This is a genomic window from Bacteroides sp. AF29-11 (assembly GCF_003602895.1).
GTDB classification, from domain to species: Bacteria; Bacteroidota; Bacteroidia; order Bacteroidales; family Bacteroidaceae; genus Bacteroides; species Bacteroides uniformis.
Genome location: NZ_QTLY01000009.1, coordinates 127,017 through 151,913, shown reverse-complemented (window position 1 = coordinate 151,913; position 24,897 = coordinate 127,017). Strand labels below are relative to the sequence as shown.

Annotated in this window: 14 protein-coding genes; 13 read left to right on the top strand and 1 reads right to left on the bottom strand. The window is 47.3% G+C overall.

Translation table 11 applies throughout. The features are described 5' to 3' along the window. Positions 1–122 precede the first annotated feature (122 nt). From DWZ03_RS16220 to DWZ03_RS16160, 13 genes are all read left to right on the top strand, one after another. Positions 123–2,354: a GH92 family glycosyl hydrolase gene (locus tag DWZ03_RS16220; protein ID WP_120130405.1), complete on the top strand. Its 2,232-nt coding sequence runs from the start codon at positions 123–125 to the stop codon at positions 2,352–2,354. Positions 2,355–2,365: 11 nt separating this feature from the next. After that, a complete protein-coding gene (locus DWZ03_RS16215) occupies positions 2,366–2,959 on the top strand; it encodes an RNA polymerase sigma-70 factor (protein WP_005828885.1) in 594 nt (197 codons plus the stop codon). 11 nt (positions 2,960–2,970) lie between these two features. After that, positions 2,971–3,960 (top strand): FecR family protein, encoded by a 990-nt coding sequence (locus DWZ03_RS16210; RefSeq protein ID WP_005835480.1) that lies wholly within the window; start codon positions 2,971–2,973, stop codon positions 3,958–3,960. A gap of 65 nt (positions 3,961–4,025) precedes the next feature. Beyond that, positions 4,026–6,302 (top strand): GH92 family glycosyl hydrolase, encoded by a 2,277-nt coding sequence (locus tag DWZ03_RS16205; protein ID WP_057097194.1) that lies wholly within the window; start codon positions 4,026–4,028, stop codon positions 6,300–6,302. Between the two features lie 303 nt (positions 6,303–6,605). Beyond that, positions 6,606–9,992, top strand: a complete 3,387-nt coding sequence (locus DWZ03_RS16200) for a TonB-dependent receptor (protein WP_117749679.1) — start codon at positions 6,606–6,608, stop codon at positions 9,990–9,992. An 11-nt stretch (positions 9,993–10,003) separates the two neighbouring features. Then, on the top strand, positions 10,004–11,593 hold the full coding sequence (locus DWZ03_RS16195; RefSeq protein ID WP_005828876.1) for a RagB/SusD family nutrient uptake outer membrane protein: 1,590 nt from the start codon (positions 10,004–10,006) through the stop codon (positions 11,591–11,593). A 22-nt stretch (positions 11,594–11,615) separates the two neighbouring features. Beyond that, entirely contained in the window at positions 11,616–12,629 is a 1,014-nt protein-coding gene (locus tag DWZ03_RS16190; RefSeq protein ID WP_057282035.1) for a glycoside hydrolase family 18, read from the top strand. A gap of 9 nt (positions 12,630–12,638) precedes the next feature. Next, the gene (locus tag DWZ03_RS16185) at positions 12,639–13,793 is read left to right on the top strand and encodes a DUF1735 and LamG domain-containing protein (RefSeq protein WP_005828870.1); all 1,155 of its coding nucleotides are present in this window, start codon (positions 12,639–12,641) and stop codon (positions 13,791–13,793) included. Positions 13,794–13,831: 38 nt separating this feature from the next. Further along, entirely contained in the window at positions 13,832–15,814 is a 1,983-nt protein-coding gene (locus DWZ03_RS16180; RefSeq protein ID WP_120130404.1) for a BT_3987 domain-containing protein, read from the top strand. 166 nt (positions 15,815–15,980) lie between these two features. Then, the gene (locus DWZ03_RS16175; protein ID WP_120130403.1) at positions 15,981–18,251 is read left to right on the top strand and encodes a GH92 family glycosyl hydrolase; all 2,271 of its coding nucleotides are present in this window, start codon (positions 15,981–15,983) and stop codon (positions 18,249–18,251) included. Between the two features lie 21 nt (positions 18,252–18,272). After that, complete coding sequence (locus tag DWZ03_RS16170) at positions 18,273–19,583, top strand: MFS transporter (RefSeq protein WP_120130402.1); 1,311 nt, start codon at positions 18,273–18,275, stop codon at positions 19,581–19,583. Positions 19,584–19,606: 23 nt separating this feature from the next. Beyond that, positions 19,607–20,578 (top strand): glycoside hydrolase family 130 protein, encoded by a 972-nt coding sequence (locus DWZ03_RS16165; protein ID WP_005828866.1) that lies wholly within the window; start codon positions 19,607–19,609, stop codon positions 20,576–20,578. Positions 20,579–20,873: 295 nt separating this feature from the next. Next, entirely contained in the window at positions 20,874–23,117 is a 2,244-nt protein-coding gene (locus tag DWZ03_RS16160; RefSeq protein WP_120130401.1) for a GH92 family glycosyl hydrolase, read from the top strand. Between the two features lie 78 nt (positions 23,118–23,195). On the opposite strand, the gene DWZ03_RS16155 is transcribed toward DWZ03_RS16160, so the two are convergent. Further along, entirely contained in the window at positions 23,196–24,722 is a 1,527-nt protein-coding gene (locus tag DWZ03_RS16155) for a PAS domain-containing protein (RefSeq protein WP_117887406.1), read from the bottom strand. Positions 24,723–24,897: the final 175 nt, after the last annotated feature.

Here is a 24,897-nt window from a genome sequence, read left to right as displayed (position 1 = left end):
AAGAGGATTAATCGGAATTTTGTATTACTTTTGTTTGCATGAATTCTGTAGAAAAGTGACAAGATGTGTAAGTGTTTTATCCGGTTAGGTTGTTATACTATACACGTTAACCCTATAATGTTATGAATTTGATAAAATCTTGTTGTTTGTTTGTGGTCTTTTCATCCTTTCTGGCATGCACCTCGCAGGTGTCGGATGTGAAGAGTGTGTCTTATACAGAGTTTGTGAATCCCTTTATCGGTACAGATTTTACTGGAAACACCTATCCGGGTGCTCAGGCGCCGTTTGGCATGGTGCAGCTCAGTCCTGACAACGGACTGCCGGGCTGGGACCGTATTTCCGGATATTTTTATCCGGACAGTACCATTGCAGGCTTTAGCCATACCCATCTCTCCGGAACCGGCGCTGGTGACTTGTATGACATCTCTTTTATGCCGGTGACATTGCCTTATAAGGAGGCGGAAGCTCCGCTCGGCATTCACTCTTTGTTCTCTCATTCGGAAGAGTCGGCAAGCGCTGGATATTATCAGGTGCGTCTGAAAGATTATAATATAAATGTAGAGTTGACGGCCACCGAGCGTTGTGGCATTCAGCGGTATACTTTCCCAAAAGCCGATGCTGCCGTTTTCCTGAATTTGCGGAAAGCCATGAATTGGGATTTTACCAATGATTCTCACATAGAAGCCGTCGATTCGGTAACGGTGCAAGGTTACCGTTACTCTGACGGTTGGGCACGCGACCAGCGCCTCTACTTCCGTACACGTTTCTCCAAACCGTTTGCTGCGATGCAGCTCGATACAGCTGCCATAGAGAAAGAAGGCAAGCGGATAGGGACATCTGTCATTGCACGATTCGACTTTCAGACTAAGGAAGGAGAACAGATTCTTGTCAGTACTGCCATCTCCGGTGTAAGTATGGAAGGGGCGGCACGTAATCTAGCAGCAGAAGTACCTGATGATGATTTCGACAAATACCTGGCTGCTGTGCAGGATGATTGGAACGAACAATTGTCCCGGATAGAAATAAAATGCGATGACCGCGATGAGAAAGTCAAGTTCTATACAGCTTTATATCATTCGATGATTGCTCCTACCATTTACAGTGATGTGGACGGCGCCTATTACGGTCCCGACAAGCAAGTGCACCGGGTAGAGGGCTGGACAAATTACAGTACTTTCTCCTTGTGGGACACTTACCGTGCGGCTCATCCTCTCTATACTTTTATTGAGCCGGAACGGGTGAATGATATGGTGAAGTCCTTCCTCGCCTTCTTCGAACAGAACGGCCGCCTTCCCGTATGGAATTTTCAGGGGGGCGAGACAGATATGATGATAGGTTACCACTCTGTGCCGGTTATTGTAGATGCCTATCTGAAAGGTATTGGGGACTTCGATGCGAAAAAGGCCTTGGAGGCTTGTGTAGCTACTGCCAATATCGATTCCTATCGTGGCATTGGGTTATATAAGAAATATGGCTATGTTCCTTATAATGTGACAGATCAGTATAATTCGGAAAACTGGTCACTTTCTAAAACACTGGAATATGCATATGATGACTATTGTATAGCCCGTATGGCAGAGAAGCTGGGCGATAAGGAGGTTGCGGACGAGTTTTATAAGCGTTTCCGTAATTACCGGAATGTCTACAATCCGGTAAGTTCTTTCATGCAGCCCCGTGATGACAAGGGAGAGTTTATCCGGAACTTCTCGCCGGACGACTATACTCCGCACATCTGCGAGAGCAACGGCTGGCAATACTTCTGGTCTGTGCAGCAGGATATTGACGGTTTGATAGTTTTGACCGGAGGTAAGGAACGGTTTGCCCAGAAGCTGGACAGTATGTTTACTTACAATCCTTCTGCAGATGATGAGTTGCCTATTTTCAGCACCGGGATGATTGGCCAGTATGCGCATGGAAATGAGCCTAGCCATCACGTCATCTATCTGTTCAATGCTGTGGATCAACCTTGGAAAACCCAGAAATATGCAGCCCGGGTGATGCGTGAACTCTACCTGAACACTCCTGCCGGTTTGTGCGGCAACGAGGATTGCGGACAGATGTCCGCCTGGTATGTGTTCAGTGCGATGGGCTTTTATCCGGTAGACCCGGTTGGTGGAAAATATGAAATCGGTACCCCCCTATATCCGGAAATGAAGATGCACCTGCCCGGTGGAAAGACCTTTACGGTACTGGCGCCGGCGGTGAGCAAGGAAAATTGCTACATTCAATCTGTCAAACTCAACGGTAAGAACTATGACAAAAGTTATATTACGCATGAACAGATAATGGATGGAAGTGTTTTCGAATTTGAAATGGGGGATAAGCCAGGTCAGGCATGGTACAGTCCCCGATAACCGGCTAACATATGAATGAACATTTCGACTTGACATATAAATCCCTTTTCCGCAGGTATTATACCAACCTGCTGTTCTATGCCACACGCATTGTGGGGGAAGAAGATGCGGAAGATGTGGTACAGGATGTTTTCGTGGAGCTGTGGAAGCGGAAAGATACCATGAAGGTGGGAGAGCAGATTCAGGCTTTTCTGTATAGGGCGGTGTATACCCGTGCCTTGAACGTTCTGAAGCATCGGGACATTGTGAGTGGCTATGAGGCTGTCATGCTCGAAATCCATAAAAAGAGGGTTGAGTTCTATCAACCTGACAGCAATGATGTGGTGAAACGGATAGAGGATGCCGAACTCAGGAGGAAGCTGTCCGATGCCATCAATGAATTGCCGGACAAGTGCCGGATGGTATTCAAACTCAGCTATCTGCATGATATGAAGAATAAGGAGATAGCTGATACAATGGGAGTGTCATTGCGTACGGTGGAGGCCCACATGTACAAAGCTTTGAAGTTGCTGCGTGATAAACTGGGGTATCTGAACCTGATGTTGGCTCTGTTTTTCATCGGGAAAGTAAGTGTTTTTGCGAGCAGCGTTGTTTTATTATCATAATGAAGGAAAGAATGAATAAGTTGAATGAGGAGATATTGGCCAAGTTCCTTATGGGTGAATGTACGGAAGATGAACTTCGTGAGGTGAACGCCTGGCTGGAAGAGTCGGGTGAGAATGCACGCGAATTGTTCAGGCTGGAGGAGATTTACCACTTGGGGAGACTGGGGGATACTTCGAATACACAAGACATAGAAAAGGCCGAAAAGCGATTGTTTAAAAGGCTGGAACAAGAGAAGACGAAACAATACAAGGTACGGAGGATGGTTGGGTGGATACGGTATGCGGCCGTATTTGTGGGCTTCTTCCTTTTGGGTACTTTCGGCTATCTTTTTTATCAGACTTATAGCCAGCCGGAAACATTACTGGCTGTCACCACTCATGATAAGATTAAGGAACTGAAACTGCCGGATGGAACCAAAGTCTGGCTGAATAAAAACACTACCCTGAAATATCCACATGAGTTTGCAGGGAAGGGAAGAAAGGTTTATCTGGAAGGAGAAGGATATTTTGAGGTGATGAGGAATCCGGAAAAACCGTTTGTCGTACAGAGTGAGGTCATGCAGGTCAGAGTATTGGGAACTGTTTTCAACCTCAAGTCTGACAAGGCTAAGATGTCTGCAGTAGCTACCCTTTTGAAAGGCGAAGTAGAGGTGAAAGGTAATCATGGCGAGGGTATGATTATCCTTGCCCCCGGACAGAAAGCCGAGCTGAACGGAATGACTAGGCGTCTGGTGGTGAAGCAGGTGGATACGGGAATCGAAAACTGGCACAATAATGAGTTTGTCTTTGAGAAGGCTGACCTATACACCATTGCGCGTACATTGGAGAATTCGTATGGGGTGAGGGTAATTCTGGCACCGAACATAGATGTAAGCAAGACTTACTCGGGTACACTGAAGAAAAAAGAGAGTGTAGGGGCTGTGCTGAATCTGATAAAGAATGCCATTCCATTGGAGTATAAAATTGTGGGGAACAGTGTTTTCCTCTCCTCAATGAAGTAGGAAGGCCGCACAAATTCGAGATATGACGAGAAGAATTTATTTAATACTAACAACTTTCTAATATTATGCGAAAATTAATCCTATTGTTTTTTTTTGTGAGCAGTGCTTTATGGCTGCATGCCAAAGACTTTACCCGGTATGTCAGTCCTCTTGTCGGCACGCAGTCTACTTTCGAGCTTTCCACCGGTAATACCTATCCTGCGATCGCACGTCCCTGGGGTATGAACTTCTGGACTCCTCAGACAGGTAAGATGGGTGACGGCTGGCAATACGTCTATACCGCGAACAAGATCCGTGGTTTCAAGCAGACACACCAGCCCAGTCCCTGGATTAACGACTACGGGCAGTTCTCCATTATGCCGGTGGTTGGCAAACCCGAGTTTGATGAAGAGAAGCGTGCAAGCTGGTTCTCCCACAAGGGCGAAGTAGCACTTCCTCATTATTATAAGGTATATCTTGCCGAACACGATGTGGTTACCGAGTTCACCCCTACCGACCGTGCCGTATTGTTCCGTTTCACTTTCCCTGAAAATGATCATTCATACATTGTTGTCGATGCCTTTGACAAGGGCTCTTATGTGAAGATACTTCCGGAACAGAATCGTATTATCGGTTATACTACCCGTAACAGCGGCGGTGTTCCCGAGAACTTCAAGAACTATTTCGTGATAGAGTTCGACAAGCCTTTTACTTATAAGGCGTCTGTAGCCGATGGCGTCTTGACCGAGAATAAGGTTGAGCAGGAAGCCGGACATGCCGGTGCTGTTATCGGTTTCAAAACCCGTAAGGGTGAAGTGGTACATGCCCGTGTAGCCTCTTCTTTCATCGGTTTTGAGCAGGCTGACCGTAACTTGAAGGAGCTTGGCAATGACAATTTGGAAACACTGGTTCAGAAAGGTCAGGATGCCTGGAACAAGGTGCTGGGCCGTATTGATGTGGAAGGCGGAACCCTTGACCAGTACCGTACTTTCTACTCATGTTTGTATCGTTCCTTGTTGTTCCCGCGTGCATTCTATGAACTGGATGAGGCGGGAAATCCGATTCATTACAGTCCCTACAATGGGCAAGTGTTGCCCGGCTATATGTATACGGATACCGGTTTCTGGGACACTTTCCGCTGTCTTTTCCCATTCCTCAACCTGATGTATCCGTCGGTGAACAGGCAGATTCAGGAAGGTCTTGTCAACACCTATAAGGAAAGCGGTTTCTTCCCCGAATGGGCAAGTCCGGGTCACCGTGGCTGTATGATTGGCAACAACTCTGCTTCCGTACTGGCAGATGCCTATCTGAAAGGTGTGAAGGTGGAGGATGTGCAGATGTTGTACGAAGGTCTCATCAACGGTACAAAGAATGTCCATCCCGAGGTCTCTTCTACGGGTCGCCTCGGCTATGAGTATTACAACAAGCTTGGTTATGTTCCCTACGATGTGAAAATCAACGAGAACACTGCCCGTACTTTGGAGTATGCTTATAATGACTGGTGCATCTACCGCATGGCAAAAGAACTGAACCGTCCGAAGAAGGAGCAGAAACTCTTTGCGGAACGTGCCATGAACTATAGGAATGTATTTGATAAGGAAAGCAAGCTGATGCGTGGTCGTAATCAAGACGGCCAGTTCCAGTCTCCTTTCTCTCCTTTGAAGTGGGGTGACGCCTTTACTGAAGGTAACAGCTGGCACTATTCCTGGTCTGTATTCCACGACCCTCAAGGTCTGATAGACCTGATGGGTGGAAAAGAGTCTTTCGTAGAGATGCTTGACTCTGTATTTATTGTCCCGCCCTTGTTCGATGACAGCTACTACGGCCAGGTAATCCATGAAATCCGTGAGATGACAGTGATGAATATGGGTAACTATGCCCATGGCAACCAGCCCATCCAGCACATGATTTACCTTTATAACTACGCCGGGGAACCTTGGAAGGCCCAATATTGGCTTCGTCAGGTAATGAACCGCATGTATACTGCCGGTCCCGACGGTTATTGCGGTGACGAGGACAACGGTCAGACTTCCGCGTGGTATGTCTTCTCTGCACTTGGTTTCTATCCGGTTTGCCCTGGTACGGACGAGTATGTATTGGGCGCCCCTCTGTTCCGTAAGGCTACCCTCCATTTCGAGAACGGTAAGTCCCTGACAATTGACGCTCCGGATAACTCACCGGAGAACATGTATATCGAGTCTCTCAAGGTGAACGGCGTGGATTATTCCAGGAATTATCTGACGCATGGCGATTTGCTGAATGGCGGTACCTTGAGGTTTGATATGGGCAGCCAGCCTAATATGAAGAGAGGTACGCAGCCGGAAGATTATCCTTATTCTTTCTCGAATGAACTGAAGAAGTAAAGAATAGTAATAATATAGTAAGAAAAGGGTTGCCTCGAAAATAAGTTGATATATCATTTTGTTATTTACTATCTGTATTATAGGTGTTTTTCTTGAATCAGGTGGAAATAATTATTTACTTCGTTAGTAATATTGAGCAAAATGATATATCAACTTGTTTTCGGGGTAACTCTTTTTTTTAGGATTAATGATAAAAAAGATACTTTTTCAGTAAGTGTATTTTCATTGTCTGTTGTTTTATATAGGAATGCGAGAGAATGAATCTCTCGAAGTAATTTATTGTATAACCTATAAATTGTGTTTATGAAAGACAATTATGCTTTTCGGAGTTCGACGTTCATGCGGGCTTTATTAGTTTTGTTGTTCATGGCAGTTTCTATCCAGTGGGGCTTTGCCCAGTTAAACCTGAATGTGTCTCGCGGCACATTGGGGACAGTCATTGAACAAATCAAGTCTCAATCCAAGTATCAATTTTTTTATGACGACAAACTGGCTGCGTTGCCGGTAGAAAACGTCAAAGTGAACAATGCGTCTATAGAAGATGCTTTGAATGTTATTCTCAAAGGGAAAGACATTTCCTATAAAGTGGAGGATAACATCGTTTATCTTTCTGAAAAGTCTGCTGCTCCTCAAGAGGGCAACCAACAAGGGAAAGAACGGACGATTACCGGAGTCGTGTCAGATGACATGGGACCTCTGATTGGTGTGAATGTATTGATAAAAGGTACTAGCAACGGGTGTATTACCGACCTCGACGGTAACTTTACGCTGACCACTACGGAAACGAATCCGGTGATTGTATTCTCTTATATCGGTTATACTACGCAGGAAATCCCCGTGAAAGGTAATGCACCGATTAATGTAATGATGGCCGGAGATACCCAACAGCTTGAAGAAGTTGTGGTTACTGCACTCGGTATCAAGCGTTCGGAAAAGGCATTGTCCTACAATGTACAGCAGGTGAATACAGATGCCATTACTTCCAATAAAGATGCCAACTTTGTGAACTCATTGAGTGGTAAGGTAGCGGGTGTGAACATCAATGCTTCTTCATCCGGTGTAGGTGGTGTATCAAAGGTAGTGATGCGTGGTACGAAATCTATCATGCAGTCTTCCAATGCACTTTATGTAATTGACGGTGTGCCTATTTTCTCTGGCCGTGGTACTGCCGGAGGTAAGGAGTTCGACTCCCAGGGATCTTCAGAACCGATTGCCGATATCAACCCGGAAGACATCGAGTCAATGTCAGTCCTGACTGGTGCCGCCGCTGCTGCCTTGTATGGTTCGGAAGCTGCCAACGGTGCCATTGTCATTACTACAAAGAAAGGTAAAGAAGGTAAGGTGAGCCTTACTGTCAGCAGTAATACTGAATTCACCAATCCGTTTGTGATGCCGAGCTTCCAAAACCGTTACGGTACGGGAACCGGTGGTGTGATGAGCACTTCAGGAGCCATGAGCTGGGGAGCGCCTTTGTCTGCAGCCAATAACTACAATTACAGCCCGAGAGATGATTATTTCCAGACGGGTATTGTAGGAACAGAGAGCATTTCTTTGTCAACCGGTACAGAGAAAAACCAGACGTATGCATCGGCTGCTGCTGTAAACTCCAAGGGTATTGTTCCCAACAACAAATACAACCGTTACAACTTTACGGTACGTAACACCACTACTTTCCTGGACGACAAGATGACTCTGGATTTCGGTGCAAGCTATATTCTGCAGAATGACCAGAACATGACGAACCAGGGTACTTACAACAACCCGTTGGTGGGTGCTTATTTGTTCCCGCGCAGCAACGACTGGTCTGATATCAGCATGTATGAGCGCTATGACGCTGCCCGTAAAATTTATACGCAATACTGGCCGGTAGGTGACGAAGGTATGGTAATGCAGAATCCTTATTGGATTAACTACCGCAATCTGCGCCAGAACAAGAAGGACCGCTATATGCTGAATGCCGGTTTGAGCTATAAGATTCTGGACTGGCTGACTGTTTCAGGACGTGTACGTTTGGATAACTCCAACAATGATTATACAGAAAAGTTCTATGCTTCTACCAATACACAGCTCACCGAGAGCTCTTCACGAGGTCTTTATGGTATTACCAAGACGCAGGACAAACAGTTGTATGCAGACTTCCTGGTGAGTATCAACAAATATTTCGGTGAAGATTGGTCACTCCAGGCCAACGTCGGTGGTTCATTCTCCGATATACGTTCGGATGCAATGAAGACCCGTGGTCCGATTGCTGACGGGGGCGATGCTTTCAACGGCGAACCGGTAGGCTTGACCAACTACTTTGCCATTCAGAACCTGAGTGCCAGCAAGACACAGCGTTTGCAGGAAGGATGGCGTGAACAGACCCAGTCTCTCTTCGCTTCGGCTGAGCTTGGTTACAAGAACACTTACTTCTTGACGCTGACCGGACGTAACGACTGGCCTTCACAGCTGGCAGGTCCCAACTCCAACAGCAAATCATTCTTCTATCCTTCAGTCGGTGGTTCTGTTGTACTGTCTGAGCTAATGCCTAACTTGAACAAAGATTATCTTTCTTTTATAAAGGTTCGTGGTTCATGGGCATCTGTTGGTAGTGCTTTCTCCAGATATTTGGCTAATCCCCACTATGAATGGAATTCAAGTTCCGGCCAGTGGAGTATCACGACCCAATATCCGTTGTACAATTTGAAACCTGAACGTACCAATTCTTGGGAAATCGGTTTGAACATGCGTTTCCTCAAGAACTTTGAATTGGACGTGACATATTACAATGCCAAGACTATGAACCAGACATTCAACCCGCAGTTGCCTGTCAGCGGTTGGTCGGCTATGTATATCCAGACTGGTGCCGTACGTAACTCCGGTATTGAGTTGTCGCTGAATTACAAGAATACCTGGAAAGATTTTACATGGGATACCGGTATAACCTTCTCCAGTAACAAGAATAAAATCCTGACTTTGGCAGACAATGCCATCAATCCCGTTACCGGTGAGCTGTTCTCTTTGAGCACGTTGAATATGGGTGGCTTAGGTGATGCCCGCTTCTTGCTGAAAGAAGGTGGGAGCATGGGTGACCTTTACTCACTGCGAGATATGAAACGTGATGCCAATGGACAGATTTTTGTGGACCAAAATGGAACGGTTGCTACGGAAGCCATAACGGACCCGGATAAATACATCAAGTTGGGAAGCGTACTTCCTAAAGGTAATTTGGCTTGGCGTAATAACTTCATTTGGAAGAATTTCACAGCAGGTTTCTTGATTTCAGCCCGTTTGGGTGGTGTGGTTTACTCACGTACACAAGCTATGTTGGACTATTACGGTGTGTCCGAGGCTTCTGCCGATGCACGTGATTTAGGTTACGTGTTGGTGAATGGTAGAGATAAGGTAAACCCCGAAACATGGTACGGTGTAGTAGGTAGCGGCACGTCTGTTCCCCAATACTACACTTATTCTGCTACCAATGTTCGTCTGCAGGAAGTATCTTTGGGTTACACCATCCCCAGAAAGTTGTTGAATGATGTGTGCGATATCAAGGTTTCGTTGGTAGGCCGCAACTTGTGGATGATTTACAGCAAGGCTCCTTTCGATCCCGAAAGTGTAGCTTCTACCGATAACTTTTATCAGGGAATAGACTATTTCATGATGCCGGCTTTGCGTAACATCGGCTTTAGCTTGAGCTTTAAATTTTAATACCAAACGATATGAAAAAGAAAAATATTATAAATAAATTGATTGTTGCTCCGTTGGTTATGGGCTTTATGTCCTGTACCGGCAATTATATGGATATCAACTCCAATCCTTATCAACCGGGTGATTTGACTCCGGATGATTATGCACTGGGTTCTGCCATGAGTAACTTGGCAAGTACGGTTATCTCATCAGATGTCAATACGGCACAGTTTACTGATTGTTTGTTGGGTGGACCGTTGGGAGGTTATTTTGCCGATTCAAATGCCGGCTGGTCCAATACAATATCCAATTTTAATGCTACAAATGACTGGACGCGTGTGTTCTTGATAAGTGACCGTATCATTTCAACACTTTACGGTAACTTGAGCACAGTGAAACAAGTATCGGAGAATACCAATAATCCGGTTCCTTATGCCATTGCTCAAATCATAAAGGTTGCTGCCATGAGTCGCGTGACTGATGCGTATGGTCCTATTCCTTATTCTAAAATCGGTCAGGATGGCAAGATTACCATTCCTTATGATACGCAGGAAGAAGTATATAACGCATTCTTCAAGGAACTGGACGAATCCATCGAGGTGCTGACTGAAAACAGAAATGCGGCGTTGGTTGCTTCTGCAGATTTCGTGTACAGTGGTAATGTACAGAAGTGGGTGAAGTTTGCCAATTCATTGAAACTGCGTTTGGCTATCCGTATTGCCAATGTAAGCCCTGCTAAGGCTAAAGAAATGGCTGAAAGTGCAGTGAATCACGAGTTGGGTCTGATTGAAACAAATGCAGACAATGCTACATGGAAGTATTTCGGTACAATTAGCAATCCGTTGTTTGTGGCAGTACGTTACAATGAAGAAGCTTCAGGTGGTGATACCCATCCTGCTGCCGACATCATCTGCTACATGAACGGTTACAACGACAATCGTCGTGCCAGCTATTTTGAGGAATCAAAATGGCCTGGAGAGACTTATGTAGGATTACGTCGCGGTATCAACCTCAGTAAGATGAAGGAGTATTTCATCAATTATTCACGTGTGAAGATTTCCTCTTCTGATCCCGTGCTTTGGATGAATGCGGCAGAAGTTGCTTTTTTGCGTGCTGAAGCCACTGCAATCTATGGTTTCAACATGAAAGGAACCGCTGCTGATTTTTATGAACAAGGTGTCCGTCTCTCTTTCGAACAGTGGGGAGCTACCGGTGTAGACAGCTATCTGGCTGATGAAAGCAGTGTACCTGCTCTTTACAAAGATCCCGCCGGTCTTAATACTTATGAAAAGAACCTTTCAGCCATTACTGTCAAGTGGAATGAAGGGGCATCCAAGGAAGAAAAACAGGAACGTATCATTACCCAGAAGTGGATTGCGAATTGGCCGTTAGGTAACGAAGCTTGGGCTGACTATCGCCGTACAGGCTATCCCAAACTGTTGCCTGCAACCAGTGAAGGTAACTTGAGTGGTGGAATTGTTGATAGCGAGAAAGGTGCACGCCGTATGCCTTATCCTTCTGAAGAATATACAAGTAATACTGAAAACGTGCAAGAGGCAGTAAACAGCTATCTGGGTGGACCGGACAACATGGCTACTGACGTATGGTGGGCACGCAAATAATAACAATAAATGCTGAATAATTATGAAATTATATAAGAAATCATTCAAAGGAATCGCGCTGGCAGCTTTTTCCGTATTGGCATTGTCTGCCTGCTCCGACTGGACGGATTCAGAGAGTATTAAACTGAAAGAACCCGGAATCGACGAACAGTCTCCCGAACTGTATGCCAAGTATCTGAAGAACTTGCGGGAATACAAGAATTCTGACCATAAGATTGTATACGGCTGGTTTGATAATAGTGAGAAAGTTCCTTTCAGCCGCGGGCAGCACATGTCGGATGTTCCCGACAGTCTGGACGTAATTATTGCGACTACTCCCGATTTGGCGGAATTCGAATTGGAAGATATTGCAAATGTACATGAGAAGGGAACGAAAGTATTCTATTCCATCAGCTATGACAATATCTTGAAGGAACATACCGACAAGGTGAAAGAAGGAACAGAAACATCTGCATTCTCGGCTTATCTGTCGGCTGAGCTGAACAGACTGATAGCTCTTGAAGCACCTTTCGACGGTATTGTAGCCGAGTATCGTGGTAGCAATCCTATCTACATGTCCGAAGCCGACAAGGCTGAAGCAAAGGCAAATCAGGATACTTTCTTCGGTGTGATATCCAACTGGAAGAGTGCCAATTCAGGTAAGCAACTGGTGTTCCAGGGGTATCCTGCCAACCTGATAGGCCAGTCTGTGCTCTCTTCTTGTGACCATATCATCTTGATTACAAATGATGTCACGGATGTTGCCCAACTGGGGATAGAAGCGCTTCAGGCCTTGATGGCAGACGGTGTTCCGGCTGACCGCTTCATTGTATCGGCATCTACCGTCTCTCTGGATACAACAGATAAGACTACCGGATATTACAATGCTTTGAGAGCTCTGTCGGAAGCTGCTTATTGGGTGACAGAACCGTCTGCAGAGTTTACAAAAGCCGGTCTGGCTATTGAGAACATGCAGAATGATTACTACAATGCCACCAATACCTATCAATACGTGAGAGAAGCTATCAATATTATGAATCCTGCTCCTAAAAAATAAAAGAATATCATGAAACTGAAAAGTATATATTTAGTATCGATGGCATTATTGGCAGGTGTATTTGCTGCTTGTAATGATAATGACGTTGAGAATTTCGATAATCAGGTGTATATCAACGGCTCGGCGATGACCAGTACTGTGTTGTTGAAAAACACTGTTTCCGATACGGAAGGTTCATTCCGGATTTCAATGGCCCGTCCTGAATCGCAGGATATAACTATTGCCTTGAAGGCGGACCCTTCACTGGTAGCTACTTATAACGCTACCTATTATGACACAGCCGAGGCTCTGCCGGAAAACTATTATACGGTAGAAACTCCGCAGGCTACCATTTTGGCCGGTGCTGTCATTTCAGACGACATCACTGTCAGCTTCAAGAACTTGACGGAGCTGGACCGTGAGAAGGTATATGTATTGCCGGTTACGGTAGACCAGGCAAGCATCGGAGTCTTGAAGAGCTCCGGTACCATGTACTACGTGCTGAAGGGTGCCGCATTGATTAATACGGTTCCTGATATTACCAAGAATCTGGTTTACGTAACTTGGACCAATCCAGATGTAGCCAATAATATGAATAAGCTGACGGCAGAAGCGTTGATTCGTGTAAGCAAGTTTGACAAGATGCTGACTTCCATTATGGGTATCGAAGGTAAGTTCCTGCTCCGCATCGGTGATGCCGGAATTCCTCAAAACCAGTTGCAGGTGGCTACAAGTAGCGGCAATGTGACCGATGAGAGTCTGGTTATTCCGACAAACGAATGGACACATATCGCTGTGACCTACGATGCGGATGCAAAAACAGTTATAATCTACATCAATGGTAAGAATATGCTGGAGACTACTTTGGACTGCGGAGTCGTGAACTGGGGCCAGACCATGACCGATGAAGGTAACGGATTCTGGATTGGCCATTCATACAATCGTGACCGTTGGTTGGAAGGTAATATCTCAGAGGTGCGTATCTGGAACAAGGTGTTGACATCAGCAGAAATCAATGCAAAGGACCACTTCTACCAGGTAGAGCCGGATGCTGACGGACTGGTTTCTTACTGGAAGTTCGATGAGGGCGCCGGTACTGCCATTCACGATTATAGCGGAAATGAGAACAATGCTACTGCAGTGGAATCATTGACTTGGACTGCTGTGGAACTGCCCGCTAAATAATTTAGTTATACCTTAATTCAAATAAAAAGATATTGATTATGAAATATATGAATCATGTAAAATCAGGCTTGCTGGCAATGGCTTTTGCATGTGCAGGAATATGCTTCACCGGTTGTGAAGATGATGTTGTCATCAACACCGGCAACAGCGATAAGCTGGATACTGTGGATGGCGTGTATGGCTATGTAAAGTCTGCCGCCGGTGCACGTGAACTTACTCCGATTTCTGTTTTTGGCGACAAGGTTGCTACCGGACATCTCTATTTTGAACTGAGCAAAGCTGCAGAGCAGGATGTTACGGTGACCTTCAAAGTGGACGAAGACGTTTTGGAGGCTTACAATAAGAAGAATGGAACAAGCTATAAAATGTATCCCGCCGATAAGCTGAGCCTGGCGAACGGTGGAACTGCCACTATCAAGGCGGGCGAACAGAAGTCGGCTTCTGTGGAACTGAATATCAATGCCGGAGGCACAATCGGACAGACTTATGCTGTTGCCGTTTCTGCATCTGCCAATAACGGTGTGGAAGTTTCTACAAACAATCAGGAATATATTTACTTGGTAAAGCCTTTGGCTGCTATTCCTGAGAGTATCAGTAAGGGTGATATACTTACACATTGCTTTGTGGAAGTAAATGACGAGAACATCTTGAATATGGGTGAATATACCATGAAGAGCAACGGAAAGCCTTTCTTTGATGTAGTCAGCATTTTTGCTGCCAACATCAATGTGGATAGCAAGACCGGTCGCGTACATGTTTTCTGCAATGACCAGGTTTCCTTCTTGCTGAGAAATGCGGATAAGTTCATCCGTCCTTTGCAGGCTAAGGGCATTAAGGTGGCTATGACTATTCTTGGCAACCATGACGAGGCTGGTATGGGTAACCTTTCGGAAGCTGCCGCCAAAGACTTTGCCAAGGAACTGAAAGCTTACTTGGATATCTATGGCTTGGATGGTATTGACTTTGATGATGAGTACACCAGCTACAACAACTCCAATCCCAGCCCCGGCTTCGAAACACGCTCACGTGCCAACTTCGCGCGTTTGGTTTATGAGTGCCGCCAGGTATTTGGAGACAAGCTGATCGGTGTGTATGAATATGGTTCGCTCGACTCTCCAGACGGTGAGGTAGAGGGTATGAAGGTAGGTGACATTGTGGACTATATGACCTACGGTTACTACCAGAATCAGAATCCCGAGGGAGCCTTTGGCCGTGAAGAGTCTCATTTTGAGAACCTGCCCAAATCCAAGTATGCTCCGCTGCCTTGGAAGATTAATGATGAGTTGAACGGAGGTTGGAGTGGATTTGACAAGAGCAAATTCCAGAAAGTGAAAGATGAAGGTTATGGCATTCAGATGTTCTACAATCCCAAACCGCTGGTGTATCAGTATTATACGTTGCTTTCGGAAATAAGTAAAGTACTTTTTGATGATGAAGTGGAGTGGAGCGGCAAGTACTGGAGCCGTATCGGTGAAGCTTATCAGGGCAAAATGTTGGGTTATGAAGATTTGGTCGGCGAGTGGAAGGTAACTTCCAGCAATTCTCTCTTTACCTATGTGGATGAAGAAGGCAATCCTCGCTGGTGGGATTGGAAAGGCAGTCAGGAGTTTGAGAAGAATGTAATTATAGAGAAGGATGAAGAAGGTACCGGATATGTGGTTTACAACTGGGGCACTTTCCCCGAAATCACCGGTAAGTATCCGATGCATTGCGATTACTATAACGGTGCACTGCTCATCTATCCGCAAACCATTCATGAGGGCGATGCTGAAGACCCTGCTACCTACAAGATGCATTTCGGTACTTACAGCAAGAATTTCCAGTGGAAAGCATATCCTAACTATGATGATTACTATATGGATGGTGCTATTGCTCCTAACGGTGATATGCATATCTATGGCTTGGGCAACAGATGGGCTATCAATCCCTATAAGTATGTAGGCGGTGAGATTGAGACCGACATCTTCCCCGATGTTCCTTACTTCGTGAGTGAGAACTATACGATGAAGAAGGTACGCTGATGCCGTGTTTTCCGTAAACTGAGGTTTCGGAAAACGGATGCTTGAACCTTTTCATACATGAAACAAAGGAGGGCTTTGCTCAAAGTAATAGGGCGGCCCTCCTCAAGCATTCTCATATAACAAGATTCTATTATGAAGCTATACACCTACTTATACAATAAACAATATGAAGAAAAACATGAAATCTAGTTCCATACTGTTGGGCGGACTTTTTCTGCTGGGGGCGGTTTGCAGCTGTACCCAGACGGCACCGGACTATGCGTCTTACGTCAATCCGTTCATCGGTACGGGTGGACATGGGCATACCTATCCCGGAGCGGTAGTTCCCAACGGGATGATTCAGCCCAGCCCCGACACGCGTATCTACGAGTGGGATGCCTGCTCCGGATATTACTATGCAGATACTACTATCAACGGATTTTCACATACCCACGTCAGCGGTACGGGTTGTGCCGATTACGGGGATGTGCTGCTGATGCCCACTGTAGGTCGGCAGGATTACCACTCCATGGGCTCGAAGAGCCAGCAGATGGCGTACGCCTCTGCCTTTTCCCACGAGAATGAAACAGCCGAACCGGGATATTATTCCGTATTTTTGGACCGCTACGGGGTGAAAGCCGAACTGACCTCTACCAAACGTGCGGCGATTCATCGCTATACCTTCCCGAAAGCGGAAGATGCAGGCTTTATCCTCGACCTGGATTACAGTATCCAGCGCCAGAAGAATGAACAGATGGAGCTGGAAGTAATCAGCGATACTGAAATCCGTGGACGCAAGAAGACTGTATATTGGGCTTTCGACCAGTATATCAACTTCTACGCTAAGTTCTCCAAACCATTTACCTATACGCTGGTCACGGACTCCATGGCATTGGACGAAGGCGGTCCGCTTCTGCCTACAGCTAAAGCTTTACTGCAATTCCAGACGGAGCCCAATGAAGAGGTATTGGTAAAGGTAGGTGTGTCTGCCGTGGATATGGACGGTGCCCGCAAGAATGTGGAAGCCGAAATCTCCGGATGGGATTTTGACGGTGTGCGCCGTGCTGCCCGCCAGCAGTGGAACACTTATCTTTCCAAGATTGACATCGATACGAAGGACAACGACCAGCGTACCATGTTCTACACGGCACTTTACCACACGGGTATGCAGCCCAACTTGTTTACCGATGCTGACGGACGTTACTTTGGTATGGACTTGAAGCCCCATCAAGGCAGGGTGGACGAGCCTATCTACACCATTTTCTCTTTATGGGACACTTTCCGTGCCTATCATCCGCTGATGACGATTATTGATCCTGAACTGAACGAGGCTTTCATCCGTTCGCTCATCCAGAAGTCCCGCGAGGGCGGCGTCCTGCCTATGTGGGAACTGGCCGGAAACTATACGGGTACCATGATTGGTTATCATGCAGCCTCCCTCATAGCGGATTCTTATGTAAAGGGATACCGTAACTTCGACGTGCAGGAGGCTTACAAGGCTTGCCTCCGTACGGCAGAATACGATACGACGGGTATTATCACCCATCCTTTGGTTGTGCCGCATCTGATGCCGCAGGCCAAGTACTGGAAGAACAAGATTGGCTACGTGCCTTGCGATAAAGACAATGAATCTGTGGCTAAAGCTTTGGAATATGCTTACGATGACTGGTGTATCTCCGTACTGGCAGGTGCCTTGGACGACGAAGCCAACCGCGATAAGTATGCGGCTTTTGCCGAGGGATATAAAGTTTATTTCGATCCGAGTACCCGCTTCATGCGTGGACTGGACAGTGAGGGCAACTGGCGTACGCCTTTCAACCCCCGCGCTTCCAATCACCGTAACGATGACTATTGCGAAGGTACTGCCTGGCAGTGGACTTGGTTCGTTCCCCACGATGTAGACGGATTGGTGGAACTGATGGGAGGACGCGACGCCTTCATCGGCAAGTTGGATTCTCTGTTCACTGCCGATTCCAAGCTGGAAGGTGAATCGACCTCGGTGGATATTTCCGGTCTGATAGGCCAGTATGCCCACGGCAATGAGCCGAGCCATCACATTGCCCATCTCTACAACTACGTAGGCCAGCCCTGGCGTACGCAGGAGATTGTGGATGAGGTGCTGCATACGCTTTACTTCAACAACCCCGACGGACTTTCGGGCAATGAAGACTGCGGACAGATGTCTGCATGGTACATACTGAATGCGATGGGCTTCTATCAGGTATGCCCCGGCAAGCCGGTATATTCCATCGGACGCCCGTTGTTCAACGAGGCGACCGTTCATCTGAAAGATGGCAAGTCGTTCAAGGTGATAGCCCATAACAATAGCCGCGACAACAAGTATGTGCAGAGCATTGTGCTGAACGGCCATAAGCTGGAGACTCCGTTCTTCACGCATCAGGATATAGTGGACGGCGGTACGCTGGAGCTGACTATGGGCAGCGAACCGCTGAAGTGACACAGATAATATACAGAAGGGATGAGCCGAAAAAATCATAATCCTATATCGTGGGTCCCCACCGTATATTTTGCCATGGGATTGCCGTTCGTGGTGCTGAACATGGTTTCTGTGCTGATGTTCAAGGGGCTGGGTATCGGTGACGCGCAGATTGCTCTGTGGACGTCGCTCATCATGATGCCCTGGACGCTGAAGTTCCTTTGGAGTCCGTTCCTTGAAATGTTTAAGACGAAGAAGTTTTTCGTGGTACTGACGCAGATGGTTACCGGAGCAGGTTTTGCTCTGGTGGCTTTGGCGTTGCAGTTGCCATTCTTTTTTGCGGTGTGCATTGCGCTGCTGGCGGTGATTGCTTTCAGCGGAGCCACACACGATGTGGCTACGGATGGTGTCTATATGTCGGAACTGAGCAAGCAGGACCAGGCTAAGTATATCGGTTGGCAGGGAGCCTTCTACAATATAGCGAAGATTATAGCGTCCGGTGGACTGGTCTGGCTGGCAGGTGCTTTGTTGGTAGGTTTCGGTGGGGTGGAGGGTGCCACAGAGGCAGTCCGCCACGAGGCTACCCGGCATGCATGGATGACGGTGATGTTGATATTGGCGGCGGTGATGTTGCTGCTTGGCTTCTATCACATACGCATGCTGCCGTCGGGCGGTGCGGCTGCATCCGGCACCAAGTCGGCAAGGGAGACGTGGGAACAGTTGGTGGCGGTAATCAAGGATTTCTTCTTGAAGAAGCACATCTGGTACTATATAGCGTTCATTATCCTTTATCGCCTTGCCGAGGGTTTTGTCATGAAGATTGTCCCTCTTTTCTTGAAGGCGGAGCGTTCGGCAGGTGGCTTGGGACTGAATGAGCAGCAGATAGGTTTGTACTACGGCACTTATGGGGCGGCCGCCTTTGTGCTGGGGTCACTGTTGGCAGGCTATTACATTTCGCACCGGGGATTGCGGCGGACGCTGTTCTCTCTGTGCTGCATCTTCAATCTGCCTTTTGTGGCGTATACCCTGCTTGCCATGTACCAGCCGGAAAGCGGGTTGCTGATAGGTAGTGCCATCGTGCTCGAGTACTTCGGTTATGGTTTTGGTTTTGTGGGACTGACTTTGTTCATGATGCAGCAGGTGGCGCCGGGAAAGCACCAGATGGCACATTATGCCTTTGCTTCGGGCATCATGAATCTGGGTGTGATGTTGCCGGGCACAATCAGCGGTTTTGTCAGCGACTGGTTGGGGTACGAGGCGTTCTTTACCTTCACGCTGTTTGCCACCATTCCGGCGTTCCTCATTACGTACTTCATACCATTTACGTATGCCGATGAGAAGAAACAACAATAACCAATTAATAATATAGAGCAATTATGAGCAACAAAATCACAATGCCTTGGGAAGAACGGCCGGCAGGCTGTAAGGATGTAATGTGGCGTTATTCGGAGAATCCCGTAATAGACCGCTACCATATTCCGTCGTCGAACAGCATTTTCAACAGTGCGGTGGTTCCGTTTAAGGATGGTTATGCCGGTGTGTTCCGTTGTGACAACCGGGCGGTGCAGATGAATATCTTTGCCGGTTTCAGCAAGGACGGCATCCACTGGGAAATAGAGCATGAGCCAATCAAGTTCAAGGCCGGGAATACGGACATGATAGAGTCCGAATATAAATACGATCCGCGCGTGACATGGATTGAGGACCGCTACTGGATTACGTGGTGCAACGGCTACTACGGCCCCACCATCGGCATCGGCTATACTTTCGATTTCAAGGAGTTCTTCCAGTGCGAGAATGCTTTCTTGCCTTTCAACCGCAACGGTGTGTTGTTGCCTCAGAAGTTCGATGGCAAATATGCGCTCTTGAGCCGTCCCAGCGATAGCGGACATACTCCTTTTGGCGACATCTACATTAGCTTCAGCCCTGACATGAAATTCTGGGGCGAACACCGCCATGTGATGGCTCCTACGCCTTTCCCCGAAAGTGCCTGGCAGTGTACCAAGATAGGGGCAGGTTCGGTACCGTTCCTCACGGACGAGGGTTGGCTGATGTTCTATCATGGCGTGATAACCACTTGTAACGGTTTCCGTTACTCCATGGGAGCAGCTATTCTGGATAAGGACAATCCTGCCAAGTTGCTCTACCGCACCCGTGAGTATCTGCTTGCGCCTGCTGCTCCTTATGAGTTGCAAGGTGATGTTCCCAACGTGGTGTTCCCTTGCGCAGCGTTGCAAGATGGAGAACGTGTAGCTGTATACTACGGTGCAGCCGATACGGTAGTGGGGCTTGCCTTTGGGTATATCCGCGAGATTCTGGAGTTCACGAAGCGCACAAGTATTTTGTAAGTACCAAGCAGTTGGCAGGCGCTCGGTATTGCTGAAAAGCGCCTGCCGTAACTGCCTTATACTTAGTGTAATATCACTGCAAAAATACTGCATGCTTTTTGCAGTGCTACTGCAAAGCCGTTGCAGCGCCACTGCAAAGCTGATGCAGCGTCACTGCAAAACTGTTGCAGCGCTACTGCAAAGTAGTTTGCAGTGTCACTGCAGACCGTTTGCAATAACTTTGCAGAGTGCATGCAATGACACCGGCATGGGTAGCGTGCTCACTAACTAATAAAGAACAAATCCTTACTATATTATGAAACGACTGATTACTTTCTGTATCATCTCCTTTGGAATGCTCACGGCATCTATGGCTGCGGAGAAGCATCCTGCGGACTATGTGAATCCTTTTGTCGGTACCACTAACTTCGGTACCACGAATCCGGGAGCCGTCTGTCCCAATGGAATGATGTCCGTAGTGCCCTTCAACGTGATGGGTTCGGAGGACAACAAATACGATAAAGATGCCCGCTGGTGGTCTACTCCCTATGAGTATCACAATTGTTTCTTCACCGGATACTCGCATGTCAATTTGAGCGGTGTGGGCTGTCCGGAATTGGGTTCTCTGCTGCTGATGCCCACTACGGGAGAGCTGTCCGTAGATTATAAGGAATATGGAAGCCGCTATAAGGACGAGCAGGCATCCCCCGGATATTACAGCAACTTCTTGACCCGCTACAATGTGAAGACGGAAGTGACGGCAACTCCTCGCACGGGTGTGGCGCGTTTCACCTTTCCTGCCGGGCAGAGCCATGTGCTGCTGAACCTGGGCGAAGGCCTGACCAATGAATCGGGAGCTTTTCTGCGCCAGACGGGTAAATGCGAGTTTGAAGGTATGAAGCTGCTGGGTACTTTCTGCTACAACCCACAAGCCGTTTTTCCCATCTACTTTGTGATGCGTGTCAACAAGCAGCCCGCCGCTTCGGGCTACTGGAAGAAGCAGCGCCCCATGACCGGTGTAGAGGCCGAATGGGACCCCGATAACGGACGCTACAAACTTTACACCCGCTACCAGAAGGAACTGGCGGGAGATGATATCGGCGCCTATCTTACATTCGATACCGAAGAAGGCGAGCAGGTGGAAGTCCAGATGGGAGTCTCTTTTGTGAGCATGGAGAATGCCCGCCTCAATCTGGATACCGAGCAGCAGGGAAAGAACTTCGGTCAAGTGCTGGAAGAAGCCCGTCGCCGCTGGAACGATGACCTCTCGCGCATCCTTGTGGAAGGAGGTACGGAAGAGCAGAAAACCGTTTTTTATACGGCACTCTATCATACGCTGATACATCCCAATATCCTGCAAGATGTGAACGGGGAATATCCCGCTATGGAGAGTGATAAGATTTTGACTACCCAAGGCGACCGTTATACCGTCTTTTCTTTGTGGGACACTTACCGCAATGTGCACCAGCTTCTTACGCTGGTATATCCCGAACGGCAATTGCAGATGGTGCGCTCCATGCTCGACATGTACCGCGAACACGGCTGGCTTCCCAAATGGGAACTCTACGGACGTGAGACGCTGACCATGGAAGGTGACCCTTCCATTCCCGTCATCGTCGACACCTGGCTGAAAGGTCTGCGCGACTTTGATATAGAACTGGCCTACGAAGCCATGCGCAAGGGAGCCACCCTGCCGGGAGCGGAGAACCTGCTCCGTCCGGACAATGACGACTACGTGTCATTGGGATATGTGCCCCTGCGGGAGCAGTATGACAATTCCGTTTCACATGCCCTGGAATACTATATTGCCGACAATGCTTTGTCGCGCATAGCCGCTGCGCTTGGCAAGAAGGAGGATGCCCGTCTGTTCCACGAACGTTCGCTGGGCTACAAGCATTATTACTGTAAGGAGTACGGTACTTTCCGTCCTATCTTGCCTAACGGTGAATTCTATGCTCCTTTCGACCCGAGGCAGGGAGAGAACTTTGAGCCGAACCCCGGATTTCACGAAGGTTGTGCCTGGAACTATACTTTCTATGTTCCCCACGATGTGAAAGGGCTTGCCCGGCTCATGGGTGGAAAGAAGCCGTTCGTAGACAAGCTTCAGCGTGTGTTCGACGAAAGACTGTACGACCCTGCCAACGAACCGGACATTGCATACGCCCATCTTTTTTCTTATTTCAAGGGTGAGGAGTGGCGCACGCAGAAAGAGCTGCACCGCCTTTTGCAGAAGTATTTCAAGAATGCCCCCGACGGAATTCCCGGCAATGATGATACCGGAACGATGTCCGCTTGGGCTATCTTCAATATGATGGGCTTTTATCCGGATTGTCCCGGAGAACCGGCTTATACGCTGTCTACTCCGGTATTTGATAAGGTGACCATAAAGCTCGACCCTAAGTATTGGGGACGCGACCAACTGGTGATAGAGACGGAACGCCCGTCGGCAGAGTCGCTTTATATCCGTGAAATGGAACTGGGAGGAAAAAAACTGTCCCGATATCGTATCACTCATGAAGAACTGGTGCAGAGTGGAAAACTGCGATTTAGTCTTCGATAGGTATTGTGAGTCAGGATAGCATCGGTGATGGTTTAGGTTGCCCGTCGTTGACAGAGTTCATGTCAGTGGCGGGCTTTTCTATGCAGGTTGGCTTCCGGTAGGTTGATAGGGTATTTCGAACCAGAATTCGGAACCTTTCCCCGGAATAGAGCTGACGCCCACTTTTCCGTTCATTTTCTCGGCAATCATGGTGCAGATGGAGAGTCCGAGACCCGTGCCTTGTTTAAAACTGTTTAGCTTGACAAAGCGTTCGAATACATCCTTTTGCTTTTCAGGAGGAATGCCGCAACCGGTATCACGGACAAAGAAGCGAATCCTGTCTTCTTGCGGCAGGTGATAACCAATGTCGATGAAACCTTCTTCCGTATGCTTGAGGGCGTTTGACAGATAGTTGTTCAGTACTTGTCTTACCCGTTTGGGGACTGTGTGAATAATACAGTAATCCGCACCGGGCAGGAGACGTATACTGACTTCGGACGGAAGTTTCAGTTTTGCCATCGTCTGCATTTCATCAAGCGTCTTGTTTACATCCATATCTCCTTCTGTGAATTCGAGAATGCCGGCTTCGATGCGTGACAGGTCGAGAATATCATTAATCAGTTGCAGCAGCAGTTGGGTGTTTTCTTCGATGATATGTATGTATTCCTTTGTATCTTCGTCTTGTATATAATCGGAAAGTATGGAGGAGAATCCGACGATGGCGTTTAGCGGAGTACGTATCTCGTGGCTCATGTTGGCGAGAAAAGCCGATTTCAGGCGGTTGGCTTCTTCTGCTTTCTCTTTGGCTGCCAGCAGTTCGGTGATGTCCAGTGCAGAACTGACAATCCACCTCTCTTTCCCTTTGTTGTAGGACACCAGCGTTTTGTGAAACGACAGAATATACTCTCTGCCTTTGGGATTGACAAAGTGTTTGATGTAGGACTGGGGAATTTCCGACTCTTCAACTTCTTTGTCTGTCTCCTGAATGAAATTATCTTGCATTAGGGGTTTGAACTCCTCTTCATAGTGTCCCACAATATCCTCAGCGGGGACTTCCATCATCTCTGCCGCTTTTTTGTTCCATATCAGGTAGCGTCCTTCATCGTTTTTGTCTTTTACTGTCGTGGCGATGGGGAGGTTCTCCAGAATACTTTCAAGGAAGAAACGGTATTTTTCGTTTTCCCGGCGTTGGACTTCATCTTCCGTAATGTCGCGTATGAAGGCTATGACATAATTTCTGTTGAGGTAGACCATGCGCACTGCGATATATAGTTTCTCACCACTTTCTATTCTTATCTTTAGGGTCAGGCTGTCCGAAGTGCGGGTATTCAGTACGCGTAACAGCGACGTCATGTATTTCCGGCATTCATCGGCGTCTGTCACCAAATCTTTGATGTTGAGAGTTCCCAGGTTTTGGAACGGAAGTCTGTTCGCCTTTTCGGTAGGTGTATTGAGCAGTTTTACGACAAAACCTTGTCTGTTCAGCAGATATACCGGAATGTCTATTGCCCGGATAATCTGCCTGTTCAGACTTTTGTATTTATAATTTATCCAGTATAGAAAGCTTGCAGATGTAGCGGCAATCAACAGAAATAACTGTATTTCTCCAAATAATGTAAGATGCATACGCGGTATCTTTCATTTCGTCTGTCCCCGTTGACGAAGGTTATTATATAAAAAGCGCGAGGACTGTTATTGCCTATCTGCATTCGAGGCTCTGGAAAATGCCCACGTCATAAATAGACAACAGTCCCCACGCCTAAGTATATAATAACATAGACGTGAAGAAACTGTTGCTATC